16 protein-coding genes are annotated in these 14,673 nt (G+C 55.3%); 3 read left to right on the plus strand and 13 right to left on the minus strand.

The window, feature by feature from the left end; all coding sequences use genetic code 11:
• Positions 1–11: 11 nt before the first annotated feature.
• The 9 genes from LEP6406_RS26215 to psbB form a co-directional block, all read right to left on the minus strand.
• Complete coding sequence (locus LEP6406_RS26215) at positions 12–1,046, minus strand: sensor histidine kinase (RefSeq protein ID WP_071992184.1); 1,035 nt, start codon at positions 1,044–1,046, stop codon at positions 12–14.
• Positions 938–2,062 carry a PAS domain-containing protein gene (locus tag LEP6406_RS0201510; protein ID WP_008311676.1) on the minus strand — a complete coding sequence of 375 codons (1,125 nt, stop codon included), beginning with the start codon at positions 2,060–2,062 and terminating at the stop codon, positions 938–940. The genes LEP6406_RS26215 and LEP6406_RS0201510 overlap by 109 nt, the downstream gene beginning before the upstream one ends.
• Positions 2,063–2,133: 71 nt before the next feature.
• Positions 2,134–2,718 (minus strand): DUF1802 family protein, encoded by a 585-nt coding sequence (locus tag LEP6406_RS0201515; protein ID WP_008311674.1) that lies wholly within the window; start codon positions 2,716–2,718, stop codon positions 2,134–2,136.
• A gap of 7 nt (positions 2,719–2,725) precedes the next feature.
• A complete protein-coding gene (metK, locus tag LEP6406_RS0201520; RefSeq protein ID WP_008311672.1) occupies positions 2,726–3,991 on the minus strand; it encodes a methionine adenosyltransferase in 1,266 nt (421 codons plus the stop codon).
• Between the two features lie 374 nt (positions 3,992–4,365).
• Positions 4,366–5,100 (minus strand): HAD family hydrolase, encoded by a 735-nt coding sequence (locus LEP6406_RS0201525; RefSeq protein ID WP_008311670.1) that lies wholly within the window; start codon positions 5,098–5,100, stop codon positions 4,366–4,368.
• 188 nt (positions 5,101–5,288) lie between these two features.
• On the minus strand, positions 5,289–6,281 hold the full coding sequence (locus LEP6406_RS0201530) for a 30S ribosomal protein S1 (RefSeq protein WP_008311668.1): 993 nt from the start codon (positions 6,279–6,281) through the stop codon (positions 5,289–5,291).
• Positions 6,282–6,537: 256 nt separating this feature from the next.
• A complete protein-coding gene (nrdR, locus tag LEP6406_RS0201535; protein WP_008311665.1) occupies positions 6,538–7,068 on the minus strand; it encodes a transcriptional regulator NrdR in 531 nt (176 codons plus the stop codon).
• A gap of 325 nt (positions 7,069–7,393) precedes the next feature.
• Entirely contained in the window at positions 7,394–7,492 is a 99-nt protein-coding gene (locus tag LEP6406_RS30790) for a photosystem II reaction center protein T (RefSeq protein ID WP_008311663.1), read from the minus strand.
• Positions 7,493–7,735: 243 nt separating this feature from the next.
• Positions 7,736–9,268, minus strand: a complete 1,533-nt coding sequence (psbB, locus tag LEP6406_RS0201540) for a photosystem II chlorophyll-binding protein CP47 (protein WP_008311661.1) — start codon at positions 9,266–9,268, stop codon at positions 7,736–7,738.
• Positions 9,269–9,663: 395 nt separating this feature from the next.
• Here psbB and LEP6406_RS0201545 point away from each other — a divergent pair, with 395 nt between their 5' ends.
• On the plus strand, positions 9,664–9,969 hold the full coding sequence (locus LEP6406_RS0201545; RefSeq protein ID WP_008311659.1) for a 2Fe-2S iron-sulfur cluster-binding protein: 306 nt from the start codon (positions 9,664–9,666) through the stop codon (positions 9,967–9,969).
• 185 nt (positions 9,970–10,154) lie between these two features.
• On the opposite strand, the gene LEP6406_RS0201550 is transcribed toward LEP6406_RS0201545, so the two are convergent.
• Positions 10,155–10,589, minus strand: coding sequence for a Fur family transcriptional regulator (locus LEP6406_RS0201550; RefSeq protein ID WP_008311657.1), 435 nt, complete (start codon positions 10,587–10,589; stop codon positions 10,155–10,157).
• 94 nt (positions 10,590–10,683) lie between these two features.
• Between LEP6406_RS0201550 and purS the strand changes: the two genes are divergently transcribed.
• The gene (purS, locus tag LEP6406_RS0201555) at positions 10,684–10,956 is read left to right on the plus strand and encodes a phosphoribosylformylglycinamidine synthase subunit PurS (protein ID WP_008311655.1); all 273 of its coding nucleotides are present in this window, start codon (positions 10,684–10,686) and stop codon (positions 10,954–10,956) included.
• Positions 10,957–11,094: 138 nt separating this feature from the next.
• Positions 11,095–11,796, plus strand: a complete 702-nt coding sequence (gene purQ / locus LEP6406_RS0201560) for a phosphoribosylformylglycinamidine synthase subunit PurQ (RefSeq protein WP_008311653.1) — start codon at positions 11,095–11,097, stop codon at positions 11,794–11,796.
• A 19-nt stretch (positions 11,797–11,815) separates the two neighbouring features.
• Here purQ and LEP6406_RS0201565 read toward each other — a convergent pair whose 3' ends face one another.
• The 3 genes from LEP6406_RS0201565 to LEP6406_RS0201575 all read right to left on the minus strand — a co-directional run bounded on the left by LEP6406_RS0201565 (position 11,816) and on the right by LEP6406_RS0201575 (position 14,447).
• Positions 11,816–12,409 (minus strand): molybdenum cofactor guanylyltransferase, encoded by a 594-nt coding sequence (locus tag LEP6406_RS0201565; protein ID WP_008311652.1) that lies wholly within the window; start codon positions 12,407–12,409, stop codon positions 11,816–11,818.
• Positions 12,406–13,152: a hypothetical protein gene (locus LEP6406_RS0201570; RefSeq protein ID WP_008311649.1), complete on the minus strand. Its 747-nt coding sequence runs from the start codon at positions 13,150–13,152 to the stop codon at positions 12,406–12,408. The genes LEP6406_RS0201565 and LEP6406_RS0201570 overlap by 4 nt, the downstream gene beginning before the upstream one ends.
• Positions 13,153–13,250: 98 nt before the next feature.
• On the minus strand, positions 13,251–14,447 hold the full coding sequence (locus LEP6406_RS0201575; RefSeq protein WP_008311648.1) for a murein hydrolase activator EnvC family protein: 1,197 nt from the start codon (positions 14,445–14,447) through the stop codon (positions 13,251–13,253).
• Positions 14,448–14,673: the final 226 nt, after the last annotated feature.

A 14,673-nucleotide genomic window follows, 5' to 3' on the forward strand; every position in this document is an offset into this window, starting at 1 on the left:
TCTACGCAGACTCACAAAGGGGGACCGGAAAGTGCGGAATTGGGCACGGTGAAATAGATTGTGGCTCCCTGTTCCACTGCGGCCTCTGCCCAAACTTGGCCACCATGGCGATGGATAGCCCGCTGTACCGTGGCCAAACCAATTCCCGTCCCAGAAAACTCTTCCATATTATGCAGTCGCTGAAAAACACCGAAGATTTTGTTAGTGTAGGCCATATCAAATCCAGCCCCGTCATCGCGGACAAAATAGGTGGCTTCTCCCTGGAGTGCTAGGGTCTTCGACTGGCCTGGGGCCATCACACCAAATTCAATCTGGGCCGTAGGGTGATGACTGGTAAACTTCCAGGCATTTTGCAAGAGATTGCTAATCACCACCTCCATCAGGGTCATATCGGCCCAAACAATCGCATCTGGGGCAATCACCACCTGCACCTGACGTTCCGGTTCTAGGCTGCGCAATTGGGCTACCTGCTCCTCCACCAGGGAACTGAGGTTAACCGTCCTGTAGCGCATGGCCATCCGCGACACACGCGAGAGACGCAATAGGTCATCAATCAATAGCCCCATCCGCTGAACATTGCGCCGAATGCGTCCAAAGTATTCCGTCGCTTGGGCGTCGAATTGATCGCCATAGTCCTCCAGGAGGGCTCTGCTAAAGCCATCAATGGCCCGCAGGGGAGAGCGCAAATCGTGGGAAACAGAATAGGAAAAAGCTTCTAACTCACGATTCGAGGCTTCCAATTGGGCCGTGATTTGACGCAGATCTTCCTCTGTCTGCTTAATGTCAGTGATGTCGTAGTTGATGCCGGTCATCCGCAAGGGCTCTCCTTGGGGGCTGCGCTGCACCAAGGCAGATGCCTTTACCCACCGCAGTTGGCCATCTGTCCGTTGAATCCGAAATTCCACATTAAAGTCCTGTTCCCCTCGGATGGCGGCCTTCAGTGCAGATTCTGTCGCCTCCAGATCCGCTGGGTGGAGGCATTGAAGCCAGTCTTGGTAGATGGCAGGGCGGTCCAGGTTTTGATTTCGTACATGCGCCGATCCCAACTGGCTTCCTGGATAAAGTCCCAATCCCAGGTGCCGATCGCCCCTGACTGGAGCGCTAGGGTCAGGCGGTCGGAGAGGCTGCGGAGTTTGACTTCAGCCCGTTTGCGATCGCTAATGTCCAAAACCGTCCCCACTAATTGGATCAACTGCCCTGAGGAGTCCAAGATCGGCTCTCCCCGAGCCTGAATGTAGATCAACTGACCATCGGTACGGTAAGCGCGACATTCTAGATCATAGGGCTGACCTGTTTCCATAGCCCGCTGTACCGTTTCATCGTGATACGCCTGATCCTCGGGGTGATAGAGACTCATGAGTTCTGCGTAGCTGGGCGGACCGGCGGCGCGATCGCGCCCAAAGATGTCAAACACCTCATCAGACCACGTGATCTCCTCCGTGAGGGGATCAAATTCCCAACTGCCAAGGTGGGCAATGCGCTGGGCCGCTTTGAGATGAGCGGCAGTCTTGAGATTCCGCCGCTGTTGCTCCTGCTCCTCTAAGCGTTGGGAATTATGTTTCTCTGGAACGCCATAGGGTACCGTTCGGTCTCGGTGAGTGTGCCCAGAGATCGCCGCTAGAGTTTCGTGGGTAATGATTCCCAAAACTTCGCCCTGGTCCCCTACCACCGGCAGATAGCCCATGGTGTGGCGATGGAGTCGGTTTGCCGCCACTTCTAGGGTGGTAAAGTCCGATTGCCGCAGGGTAACTACCGGGGATGTCATTCCCTCGCTCACCGTTAGCCCCATCAGCGATTGCTCAGATCCCACCAAGCGCACCACATCCCGCTCTCGCAGCAGCCCCACCAATTGCCCCGTTTCTACCACGAGGACGCAACTAGAGCACACCCTTTGGTGGCAGGCCATCCGGGAATCCTGATCCCCAGGAGCCGCTAATGTTTGGTGGCGGGCCATGGCCGCGATCGCGTCTAACACTGGTGTATCGGGTGCCACAACTAAAGGGTGTGGCGCAATGGCAGCAGCTAGCACCTCCGATAGGGAATAAACAGCAGGGGTAGACATCGTGGGAACCCTCCTGGAATGACAATCTCTCAGGTTTAAATCATTGCTTTCCCCTCAAGCTTGACAACACCCTAGGTAATTGTGGCCAAGACTGCCAAAACGCGATCGCGGTAATCCCCATCAGCTAGTACAGGCTCACTCCCCATCCCCTCCACCGGCTCCTGCACCGTCACCCAGGAGCGACAGCCGCTATAGGTGGGATGGAAGGGTAAAGACACCGGCTGGGGCAGGCGATAGACCCGCAGCAACAGCGCGTAGATTGGACGTGCTGGCTGCCAAGCCATGCGCTCCGTCACCCACTGGGGCGTCCAGATGTGAAAGGGGGTGAGCCGCGCCACCTGATCCCCATCGCTTAGGGGCAGCACATGGGTGATATCGGCCCAGCCCTGGAACTGGATTGGGGTGGAATCCACCGCTAAGGACGGGACAGGATGGTTCTCAGGGTCTAGCCTGGGACCATCACGCCATGGGGATTTCAGCAGGGCAGGCCGTTGGTGCTCCAGGGTGGGAAAGAGCAGAGCCCGATCGGTTTGGACCTGAAACTGGCTGCCGCGATCGCGAATGCCCCCTTTCCGCAGCAGCAAAATTAACTCTCCCGCCAAGAGAGCATCAACTGCGATCGCCCACTCCTTCAGCGCAACAGTCAGCCCCGCCATGGCCCCCCTAAACTCCTACTCCCGCGAGGGTCGGGGTAGCCGCCGCCTTCAGCACCTCAACCTTATCCGTCGCTTCCCAAGGCAGATCCAGATCCGTCCGACCAAAGTGACCATAGGCCGCCACTTCTTGATAAAAACGTCCCTTGCGGGCACTGGGAAGCTTCTGCAAATCAAAGGTGTGGATAATACCTGCCGGACGCAGCTCAAAGTTGTTCTGCACCAAATCCAGCAGTACCTCATCGGCAATCTTGCCTGTGCCAAAGGTATCCACAAAAATGCTGACGGGACGCGCTACCCCAATGGCGTAGCTCAACTGCACCTCACACTTTTCCGCTAGCTCCGCCGCCACAATATTCTTGGCCACATAGCGACAGATATAGGCCGCACTGCGGTCTACCTTCGTGGGGTCTTTGCCCGAGAAAGCCCCACCGCCATGGCGAGAATAACCGCCGTAGGTATCCACGATAATTTTGCGTCCCGTTAGACCCGAATCTCCCTGGGGACCGCCGATCACAAATTTACCCGTGGGGTTGACCAAAAATCGGGTACTGTCGCTGGGCTTAACCGTCAGGTCCGAAAACACGGGTAGCACCACCTGGGACCACAGATCCGCCTTAATCTTGGCCTGGACATCGGCCCCCTCGGTAATATCGCCGATGGTTTCCGTATGTTGAGTAGACACTAAAATCGTGTCGATGCCCACGGGGCGACCGTCTTCGTAAGCCACCGTCACCTGGGTTTTGCCATCAGGACGAAGATAGGCCAACTCTCCCGACTTCCGCACCAGGGCTAATTGACGAGAAATGCGGTGGGCAAGGCTAATGGGCAGCGGCATCAGCTCTGGGGTTTCATTGCAGGCAAAGCCAAACATCAACCCCTGATCTCCGGCTCCGATGGTATCCCAGGTTTCTTCGCTGGCGGCTTCCCGTGCTTCAAAGGCTTGGTCTACGCCCTGGGCAATGTCCTGGGACTGCTCATCCAATGCCACCAGTACCGAGCAGCTATCCGCCGAAAAGCCATTATTAGTGGGATCGGTGTAGCCAATTTCGGCAATTTTTTTGCGGGCTAGGGAAACATAGTTGACTTGGGCGTTTGAGGAAATCTCCCCCGTAATCAACACCAAGCCAGTATTTACCACCACCTCAGCCGCCACACGGCTGTGGGGATCCTGGGCAAGCAACGCATCCAGAATAGTGTCTGAAATCTGGTCGCAGATTTTATCGGGATGACCCTCAGTCACTGACTCGGAGGTGAAAAGGTAGCGACGGGACACAGGCAGATCCTCTTATGAAGCAAAACGACGGTTGAAACTAGTGGGCTGTCAATGCTGAAACCAGATAAACCCTGTTTCAAGCACACAATGGACTAAACACCAGACTACCCCAGAGAATGGCCACAAAGGGATACATAGGCTCCATGAGATGAATCCCAAAAGCCCACATTCCCCACCGGGCAAGCCCTATAGCCCTGCGACAAGGCGTCGCTTTAGGATTACCCGGCACTGGGTAGGGCGGGTTTTGAGCTTCCCATTTGGGATTTCCCAGTAGCCACGAGCTAAACCCGCCCCTACGGGATTGACCCCAACACCCCATCACCCCAATACCCCATCATCCCATCACGGATTGAGAACATTTCCAGCTAGGTTCTTCAAGGCAGAACAGTAATCTGATCTACCTGGGTCACGACGATATCGGCAGCGGTCAGGGGAGGACTGCCGCCCCAAGTCACGCTAATGCTCCCCGCTGCGCCTCCCTGACGGGCCAATTGGATATCCAAGGCGGAATCTCCCACGACCCAGGTTTGGCTGACGGGTACCTGGATCCGATCGCAGGCTTGGTGCAGCAGGATCGGATCCGGCTTGGCCAAGGTGCGATCGCTGCCTTGGCCCCAGGCCACCAGAGGAGTCAGCCCATGGTGGGCCAAAAAATCCTGCACATTGGGGGTGGAATCGCCAGAGAGTACCGCCAGCCGAATTCCGGCCCGATGCAACGACGCCAGCAGTTCAGCGATGCCGGGGAAGGGGGGGGTGGCGGCAGCTTTGGGTATCCCAAGGGCATCCGCAGCGATGAAGGCTTGATGCACCAGTTCCCGTGCTTCGGCCCATCCCCGGCCCCGCGCTGCGACATAGGCGGCAGCGGCAATCTCATTGTCGGGGCGAGTGCCCACCGCCATCAGGCCATCGGGGCGCAGAGTTTCTTGCGCCGCACCCCAAGCCGCTAGCAGATCAGGGTAAAGACCTGGAACTGTCTGATCAATCAGTCGCGATCGCATTTGAGCCAGGGTGAATAAAAAAGGCAACGAATCCGCTAAGGTTCCGTCCTTGTCAAAGACAATCCCCGCAACAGATTCAAGGACGTGATCGCCACACTGTACACGAGCCATTTCCTGTTCTCCTGACCTCAAAACGCCATGTCGCTACAACGGGGACCACAGTAGATCTGTGGTCCCCGTTGTAGAGCAGTCATACCCCCTTGCAGCTAAGCTGCGACCCTACGGCCCGAATAGGCGCAGGGCAAATCCTGAGGATGCAGACATAGAAAGAATTACGCTGAATGGCTGAATGCCGGAGGCTATGACTCCACTTCAACATCCTCTTCATCGATATAGGCGATCTCTTCTTCGATCTCCTCCGCGACTTCCGCTTGCTGCTTAGCTTCCGCCTGCTTTCTCAGTTGCTCACGGTACTTTTCAGCCATTTCTTCGGCCTTATCGAAGACAAGATCAGGGTTCTTCACCATATCTCCGGGTTCGGGCTCAAGCTGCTTAGTAGACAGGGAAATCCGTCCCCGTTCAGCGTCGAGATCAATAATCATCACCTTAATCTCGTCGTTCACATTAAAGACACTGTGGGGGGTGTCGATGTGATCGTGGGAGATTTCAGAAATGTGCAATAGACCGCTAACACCACCAATGTCTATAAAAGCCCCATAGGGTTTCAAGCCACGGACGTTCCCCAGTACCACTTCGCCCACCTGAAGACCATTCATCTTGCGCTCCACTAGGGCGCGGCGATGGCTCAACACTAGGCGGTTCCGCTCTTCATCTACTTCCAAGAATTTCAGAGGCAGGTCTTCGCCCACCAGATCTTCCTTAGGCTTACGAGTGCTGATGTGGGAGCCAGGGATAAACCCGCGCAGCCCCTCGATTCGCACCAAGGCTCCGCCTCGGTTAGTAGCAAAGACGCCAGAACGCACCGTAGCATCTTCTTTTTGGAGCTGGCGTACCCGCTCCCAAGCTCGCATGTACTCAATCCGGCGGATGGAAAGGGTGAGCTGACCATCTTCATTCTCGTCGGTGAGGATGAAGAACTCCCGCGTCTCGTTTGCCTGTAGCACCTCGTCTGGGCTTTCAACGCGGTTGATGGACATCTCCTGAATGGGGATGTAGGCAGCCGTTTTAGCACCGATATCGATTAATGCCCCTCTGGGCTCAAGGCTGAAGACGGTGCCAGCGACTGTATCACCAGGGTTGAAGTGATAGTCGTATTTGTCTAAGAGGGCTGCAAAGTCTTCATGGGTAAACCCAATGTCTGTATCCCTTTCCTTTTCTACCTGGTTGACCATGCTAGTGTTTACCTATGTTTTCTCCGTAGTGTGGGGCTGGTTTAAGGCGGATGCTGTCAGCCAGAAAAGACGGAACATCCCGAATCACTCAAGCGCACGGAGGCGTTGAGTACGCAGCTCTATTTAGCGGCAGCTACGCTACCGCAAGATCTAGAATTATACCCGAAGACCTTGGCATTGCCATCGCCTCCAAACTATCTTCTGCAAGATCTATATTTCAGGATCTATCTTTCAGGATCTATACCAAGTCCAGGATCTAACTGCTGGTGTTACCGGAAGTTAGTAGGGCACTCAACCGAGCAGAGGCCAGTCCCTGCTCGGTGTTTGAGAAGGGCGGGGTGGGGGCTAGGTGGTTGAGGGCTTCGGAAAAATCTTGGATGCCTTGAAACTGCCGATAGACGGAGGCGAAGCGAACGTAGGCGACTTCGTTCAACCCCCGTAGGTGCTGGAGCACCAGTTCCCCAATTTCGCGACTGTCAACTTCCCGCCGCGATCGCTGTTGTAGTTCCGCTTCAATGTCATCCACAAGGGCCTCTAGTTGCTGGGGCGTGATCCCTGTTTTTTCGCAGGCCCGCACCATACCCCGTAGCACTTTAGAACGATCAAAGGATTCGCGATCGCCACTGCTTTTAATCACCGTGATGGGAACGTATTCAATTCGTTCATAGGTGGTAAAGCGCCGAGCACATTCCAAGCATTCTCGCCGTCGTCGAATGCTGCGCCCCCCTTCAGCCGCACGGGACTCTAGAACACGGTTATTGGGATGTTGGCAGAAGGGACATTGCATGCAACCTGACCTCCCCTCGGAGCAGTGGGATTATCTGTAGGATTTGGACTATGGCTATGATCCGTAAACCCATCGTTATTGGACCATCTTATCGGAACCGATTAAAAAGGGGTAACGCCATCGTGGATCCGATGATGTTACCCCTTTTTTGCCAATTTAGCGATGGCTGGGAGAATGTACAGCTTTGGCCACTTTGCTTAAGACACCGAGGACGTGATCGGATGCTTAGTGTTAAAGCACCGTGGCTGGCAATCTTGTCCTAAATCGGACTGGCAACTGCTATGTTCCCCAACCGGGGCCAATCCCCTGAGTTGACTGTTCTAGCCTAGTCCTTCGGAATCCGAGGAGGCTCACGAAATGCGATCGCAAAGAACAGGGTGCCAATGATACACGCAAAGATGAAAATGTAAGCCACGCTTTCCATAGTCTTCGATAGCTCCTACTGAACCAACCTGTTTTTATAGTATCCCAGCTAAATGGCGGTCTCGAATCTGAGTAAAGAACAAAGCGAGAAGCAGTCAGAGCATCAGTCTTTGTCCAGTTCAGGAGATGATTTTTTAGAGGGAATACTTTTAAGTCTAAGGGATCCGAAAAAAAACGCTCAGCGATAGACCCGATATGCAGGACAACCGCTGAGCGTTTATGTCTCAGAAAACAGACCTATCGCCTAAGCGGTCTCCTTGGTGCGGGTGGTCTTATCACCCACCTTCTGGAAGAAGCCCCATTCCACCTGTTCCGCAGAGAGTTCGGGGTCAATACCCGCGAACACATCCCGGAATAGGGTACGAGACCCATGCCAGATATGGCCAAAGAAGAACAACAGCGCAAACACCGCGTGGGCATAGGTAAACCAGCCTCGAGGACTAGTCCGGAATACCCCGTCAGATCCTAGGGTTTCGCGGTCAAACTCAAAGGGTTCACCCAATTGAGCCTTACGGGCAATGCGCTTAACTTGAGCCGGATCGGTGATGGTTTGACCCGCCAACTCTCCGCCATAGATCGTCGCGGTAACGCCGGTCTGCTCAAAGCTGTACTTTGAATCAGCTCGCCGGAAGGGAATATCTGCCCGAACAATGCCGTCCTTATCCACCAACACAACAGGGAAGGTTTCAAAGAAGTTGGGGAGACGCCTTACCGACAACTCCCGGCCTTCCCCATCGGTAAAGACAGGGTGACCAATCCAGCCCTGGGCAATGCCATCCCCAGTGTTCATGGGGCCGACCCGGAATAAACCACCCTTAGCAGGGCTGTTACCCACGTAGTCGTAGAAAGCAAGTTTCTCTGGAACAGCAGCATAGGCTTCAACAAGTGAGGCCCCTGTCGCCGTTTCGGCTTGAACCCGACGCTGGATTTCTTGCTGGAAGTAGCCACTATCCCACTGATAGCGGGTAGGACCAAACAGCTCGATAGGAGTAGCAGCACTGCCATACCACATGGTCCCAGCCACCACAAAGGCAGCAAAAAACACAGCAGCAATACTGCTAGATAACACGGTTTCGATATTCCCCATCCGCAGTGCCTTATAGAGACGCTGTGGTGGACGAACGGTTAAGTGGAATAGACCCGCAATGATGCCGACGATACCAGCAGCGATGTGGTGAGCCACAATACCACCGGGATTGAAGGGGTTAAACCCTCCAGGTCCCCATTCCGGGGCAACGGCTTGGACATGTCCGGTCAGACCATAGGGATCTGAAACCCACATACCAGGCCCCCAAAGGCCCGTGAGATGGAAGGCTCCAAAGCCGAAGCAGAGAAGCCCAGACAGGAAAAGATGGATGCCAAACATCTTGGGCAAGTCAAGAGCAGGCTCGCCAGTGCGGGGATCGCGAAATAGATCTAGATCCCAATAAACCCAGTGCCAGCAGGCTGCTAGGAACAGCAGACCCGATAGGACAATGTGGGCCGCTGCCACGCCTTCAAAGCTCCAGAAGCCAGGATCAGCAGCAGCGCCACCAGTGACGCTCCAGCCTCCCCAGGATTCAGTCACGCCGAGGCGTGCCATGAAGGGAAGTACAAACAGGCCCTGACGCCATATGGGGTTCAGGACGGGGTCGCTTGGATCAATTGTGGCTAGCTCAAACAAGGCCATAGAGCCTGCCCAGCCAGCCACCAAGGCTGTGTGCATGAGGTGTACAGAAATCAGCCGTCCTGGATCATTGAGGACCACTGTATGTACCCGGTACCAGGGTAGTCCCATCGACTACTCTCCTCCTCGTAAGGTTTCGACAGTTGTTTTGCAGGTTTTTTAAGGGCCGCAGATACTGATAAGCCTACCAGACTCCCTGCCGCTTCCTGACTTCAGGAGCGACAGATCGGACGGGTAGAGGAATGGTGCTGACGGGCAATGGCCGAATCGTCGATGTCACCATACCGGGCGGGAAAACCCTGCGACGATTAGAACAGGTGCAAAAATGTATATGAAGTGTAACGATTGTGAATCCCTAGCGCAATATCCAGCAGTTACTGGGGCTCTGGGTCGATCTATGGGGTTGGTCTGAACAGGTTTTCATCAGAACCTCAACCCCTTAGGCTGGGCAGGGAACGGATAGGGACAGTTCTAGGCGGCAGTTGCGGCAGTTAAGGAGAATAGCAATGGGAACGATTAAGTTTATCAACGAGGACCGGGAGGTTATCGCCGCCGATGGAGCGAATCTTCGCTTTAAAGCTATGGAGCAGGGAATTGACCTCTATACCTTTGTGGGTAAGATGACGAACTGCGGCGGCTACGGTCAATGTGGCACCTGTGTGGTGGAAATTGCTGAGGGGATGGAAAATCTCTCTCCTCGTACGGCGGTGGAGGAGCGCAAACTCCGCAAACGGCCTGAAGCCTGTCGTTTAGCTTGTCAGGTGGTGGTCAATGGTCCTGTGAGTGTGATCACTAAGCCCCCCAAAAAGTAGACTTTACAAAAATGCTCGTGGGTCTAGTGCTCGTGGGTGTTTTATCAAGACCTCTAGCCATTCGGACGGAGCACTAAGCAAAAAAAATCCCTGTGCCACGGCAACCCAGGGATTTCAGTTAAACGCTTGTTGTCTATAAGAATCTCTGAGAATACCGATGTGAGGTAAATCTCTGTGCCGCTTTCCTAACTGTCCTTGAGGGATTTAGGGCCATTTACGGCCTCTGCTCCTACAACATCGACCTGTTGACAGTCGGGACAAAGGCCAAAAAATTCTAGGGTGTGGTAAAAAATGCGGAACTGGTGGGTCTGGTGAAGCTGGGTTTCTAGGTCGTGGACCGGACACTCGTCAATGGGGATGGTGCGATCGCAGCGGAGACAGGTCAGGTGGTGGCGATCCTGCTGGGGCAAGCTATAGACCGACTCGCCGCTGGGGAGGGTTCGCATTTTCACTGCGCCTTCCAGTTTCAGGGCTTCTAACGCCCGGTAAACTGTGGCTAACCCGGTGCTGAACTGGTGGCTCCGCAGTTCTAGATAGAGATCCTGGGCCGAGACAGGGTGAGACTGGGCCTTCATCACCTGCAAAATCCGATCCTGATTTCGTGTTCTGCGCTGCTTCATACCTGAGCCCGAAAGCTTTCCTCCAGCTTAGACCAGAGGGGGATGGGGTAGGATGGGGATGCTTTAATACGGCCTTTGCTGCGGTTCTGACACTATGCCCACTTACCAAGCTCAGATCTATGTCACCCTGCGCCCGTCGGTGCTGGACCCAGCGGGGACGGCCATCTGTGCGGGACTTCACCACATGGGGCACAGCACAGTCTCTGAGGTGCGGATTGGTAAGTACATTCAGGTGACGCTGACGGCGGCTAGTGAGGGAGATGCCGAGGTGGAATTGGATCGCATCTGTGACCAGCTTTTGGCGAATCCTGTGATCGAAAACTATCGCTTTGAGCTTCAGGTTCAACCCCAGGCGGTTTCAGTCTAGTGTTCCGTCAGGAAAATTTTGACGGGTCGAAACCCGTCAAAATTCAACCCCAACTAAACTCCAGGATTTTGGTCACCTGTCAAGCATTACAAGCCTTAATTGACTGAGCATTAGTAACGAAAGGATTCAGGCAGAAGGATGAAGGTTGGCATTATTGTTTTTCCGGGTTCTAACTGCGATCGCGATGTTGCCTATGTGACGCGGGATGTTTTGCAGCAGCCTACTCGCCTGATCTGGCACGAAGACTCTGATCTGGGGGATGTGGATCTGGTGGTGGTACCGGGGGGGTTCAGCTATGGCGACTATCTACGCTGTGGCGCGATCGCACGTTTTTCCCCCGCCCTCCAACAAACTGTGGCCCATGCCCAGCGGGGAGGCTTGGTCCTGGGTATTTGCAACGGGTTCCAAATTCTGACGGAGGCGGGGCTGCTGCCGGGAGCCTTGGTGCGGAATCGAGATTTGAACTTTATCTGCGATCGCGTTTCCCTGCGGGTGGAACAGACCGAGAGTCTATGGACCCAGCAGTACTCACCCCAGGCGGTGATTACCCTGCCCATTGCCCATGGCGAGGGCTGTTACTACGCCGATGCCGACACCTTGCAGGTATTGGCGGATCGGGGCCAAATTCTGTTTCGCTACTGTGCTCCAGACGGCAGTGTGGATGCAGTCCATAATCCCAATGGCTCCCTGGGCAATATTGCCGGTCTCTGCAATCAGCGGGGCAATGTTCTGGGTATGATGCCTCACCCAGAGCGGGCCGCTGATCCGGTCCTAGGTAGCACCGATGGGCTACCGCTGTTCCACAGCGCCCTCAATGCCCTGGTGGGTGCAACGTTCTAGGTATTCAGGTATCAGGTATTCAGGTATCAGGCGTTGAGAATTGCTGCCAATTCTCCGGGGTATTGCAGTTGAGTAGCAGCCCCGAGGGAACTTGGGGAATGGCCACTACGGGCTGATTCGCTAGCCATTTTTGAAAACTGCGGGTGCCGTCTGCGATCGCGGCCTTTAGGGCCGATTTGCAGGTCTGACGGTAGAACCCACAGAGGGGCTCCCAGCCTTGGGGATGGCGGGGCAGGTAGGCGATGACTTCAGGGGGGAGACTATCGAGCTGCTGGCTCCAGGTTTGCAGCACTGATGCCTCCAAGTTAGGTAAATCACAGGCCAGTAATAGTAGCCAGTCTGCCGTTACGGTAGCCCAGGCCAGGGACAGGGCCACGAGGGGACCGGGGGACCGTTCTGGGGTAGCGGGTTCTGGGATGAAATTGACAGCAGCCGGGACGTGGGACCGATAGCGATCGGGCCAGGGTGTTATCACCCCCACCGTTGGCGTGCAGGCCGCTGCCACAGTGCAAAGGTGGTGAATTAGGGGGCGATCGCCTCGGGGCAGCAGGGCTTTGTCCTGCCCCATACGGCGACTGTGGCCCCCTGCTAAAATCACTGCTGCCAGAGTCATGGCCGCTGTTTGCCAGGGCGATTTCCAGGGCGATTCTGGGACTGCTGACGGTGGGTCTCGGCCCAGACATTGCCCTTAGTGAAGTAGATGGCGGCGGTGATGGCAGCTAATCCCATATAAAAGACCCGAATGCCCCACCCCGATAACCGAAAAATCAGAGAAATTAGGCCCGGTTCCACACCACTGTAACGGGTCAGTTCAGAGCGAAACCACTGATCATCATCATCTAGGCTCTGGAGAGTACTCAACTCCGTTGGCAGCAGTGGTGTGCGGACGGTGTAGAGAAAAAAGCCCCAAAGCCCTTCATGCCCGGTGGATTCCTGCAACAGGCGCTCGGTAATCTGCTCGGCTTGCTCGGGGAGTAGCCCGGAGTCGATCGTGACCTCCTGCACCCATAGCTCATGACGCACCCCATAGCTGCTGAGGAATACTAAAGGAACTGCGATCGCGAGAATCAGCCACCGTAGCCATCTAAACCAGGGCCGCACTAGCCAACGGGTCATGGCCCCTAGCCCCACCCCCAGCAGGGCAAAGATCAGCACATTGCTGACCTCCACCAGTTCCAAACTTTTCAGCAGCCCCCCCACAACCACAATGGAGTAGACATACTCCTCAGCAGCCCAAGCGGCTAGGCCCTTTAAGGCCATTAGGGCAACGATCAGCAGCACCGTCCCCAGCAGATAGGCTATTCCCTGACGCAGAGGACGAAATCCGCCCTGTTTAGCGGTGGTCTGACTGGACATGGCTGGCGATAGAAAATCCCCTTTTGGGGGCTCAAATGCGCCCCTACGATAGCACTGCCCACTCCCAGCGGCTCACGGAAATAAGAATCTGTATTGGACTACAGATAATTCATCGGATTAATAGGGTTGCCGTTTTGCCTGACCTCGAAGTGGAGGTGGGGACCCGTGGAGAGGCCCGTCGAGCCCACCGCCGCGATCGCTTGTCCCTGGGCCACATTTTGCCCCACATTCACATAGAGCTGGCTGGCATGGGCATAGAGGGTGGTGATGCCACCGCCATGGTCAAGGATGATGGTGCGGCCATAGCCGCCGTACCAGCCAGAGAAAATCACCTGCCCCGAATCGGCGGCGTGGATGGTAGTACCTTGGCTGGCCCCAAAGTCCACCCCACCATGGAATCGGTTGTAGCCCAAAATGGGGTGACGACGGTTGCCAAAGCCACTGGTAATGCGGCCATTGACAGGATAGATAAACCGTCCGCTACCCCGTACCACTCCGGTAGCTGCGGCCACCTTTTGGCGAATCAGGGCGGCGATACTGTCGGAGTCACGGGCCAGTTGGGCCTCGGCGGCTTCCAGGGCAGCACGATCTTGGTTAAGGCGGCCAATCAACTGGGTTTGCTCCCCCGCCTCCGCTTCGTACTGCTGCTTTTGGGACAGGAGTTTTTGCCGAATCAGAGCAACATTATTTTTTTGCTCCTCAACCACCGCCTGCTGATCTTGGATTTCCTGCGCCTTGGCCTGAAGGTTTTGCAACACGGTGCGATCAGCCCCAAATACCAGTCCCAGTTGGTAGCGGCGTTCGAGAAATTCGTTGAAGTTTTCGCTTTGCAACAAAATGGCCCAGCCCTGGCTACCCCGCTGCCGCTGCATGAATTGCAGTCGGGCTACGGTGGCGGTTTGCATTGTTTGATAGGCGGACTCCGCAGCGACTAGATCCGTCTCTAGCTCTTGGAGGCGCGTTTCTGCCCGCTGGAGCTGATATTCCGTATCGGCAATCTGGGTGGTGGTGGCGGCAATGGTGTCCTGGAGATCGTTGAGCTTATCTTCGGCGGCGCTGGTTTGGTTTTGCAGTTGGTTGCGTTGCTGTTCCAGATTTGTCCGCTGCTGATCGATTTCCTCCTTTTTTTGCTGGAGTTCCTCTACAGACTGGGCCACCAGCACTGGGGGATCTGCCCCCCAACTCTGGCCGACTCCAATTCCACTGCCGAAAACCACCAGGGCGATCGCTAGACCGAGGAGTCCCTGCCACCACCGCCCGATCTGTTTGCTTGAAGGGAATGGCCCAGCCTTCATTCACCAACCGCCAGCGCAACAACACCAAAGACCAGAATGACCGTGCCAGCAACCCGATTTAACCACCTCAGTCGAGGGGGGTGAGGCGCGATCGCAAAAGATTCACAGTTCCACTCAGGAACATCCACCATAGTGCGGATCCCCCTAAAACTCCCAGGACAAGTACCCCAGATTTAGCGTAATCTTGCCCGGATTCTACAATACCCAATCCAGCAAAGGTGGCAAT

The sequence above is a fragment of the Leptolyngbya sp. PCC 6406 genome (genome assembly GCF_000332095.2).
Taxonomy (GTDB): Bacteria; Cyanobacteriota; Cyanobacteriia; order Phormidesmidales; family Phormidesmidaceae; genus PCC-6406.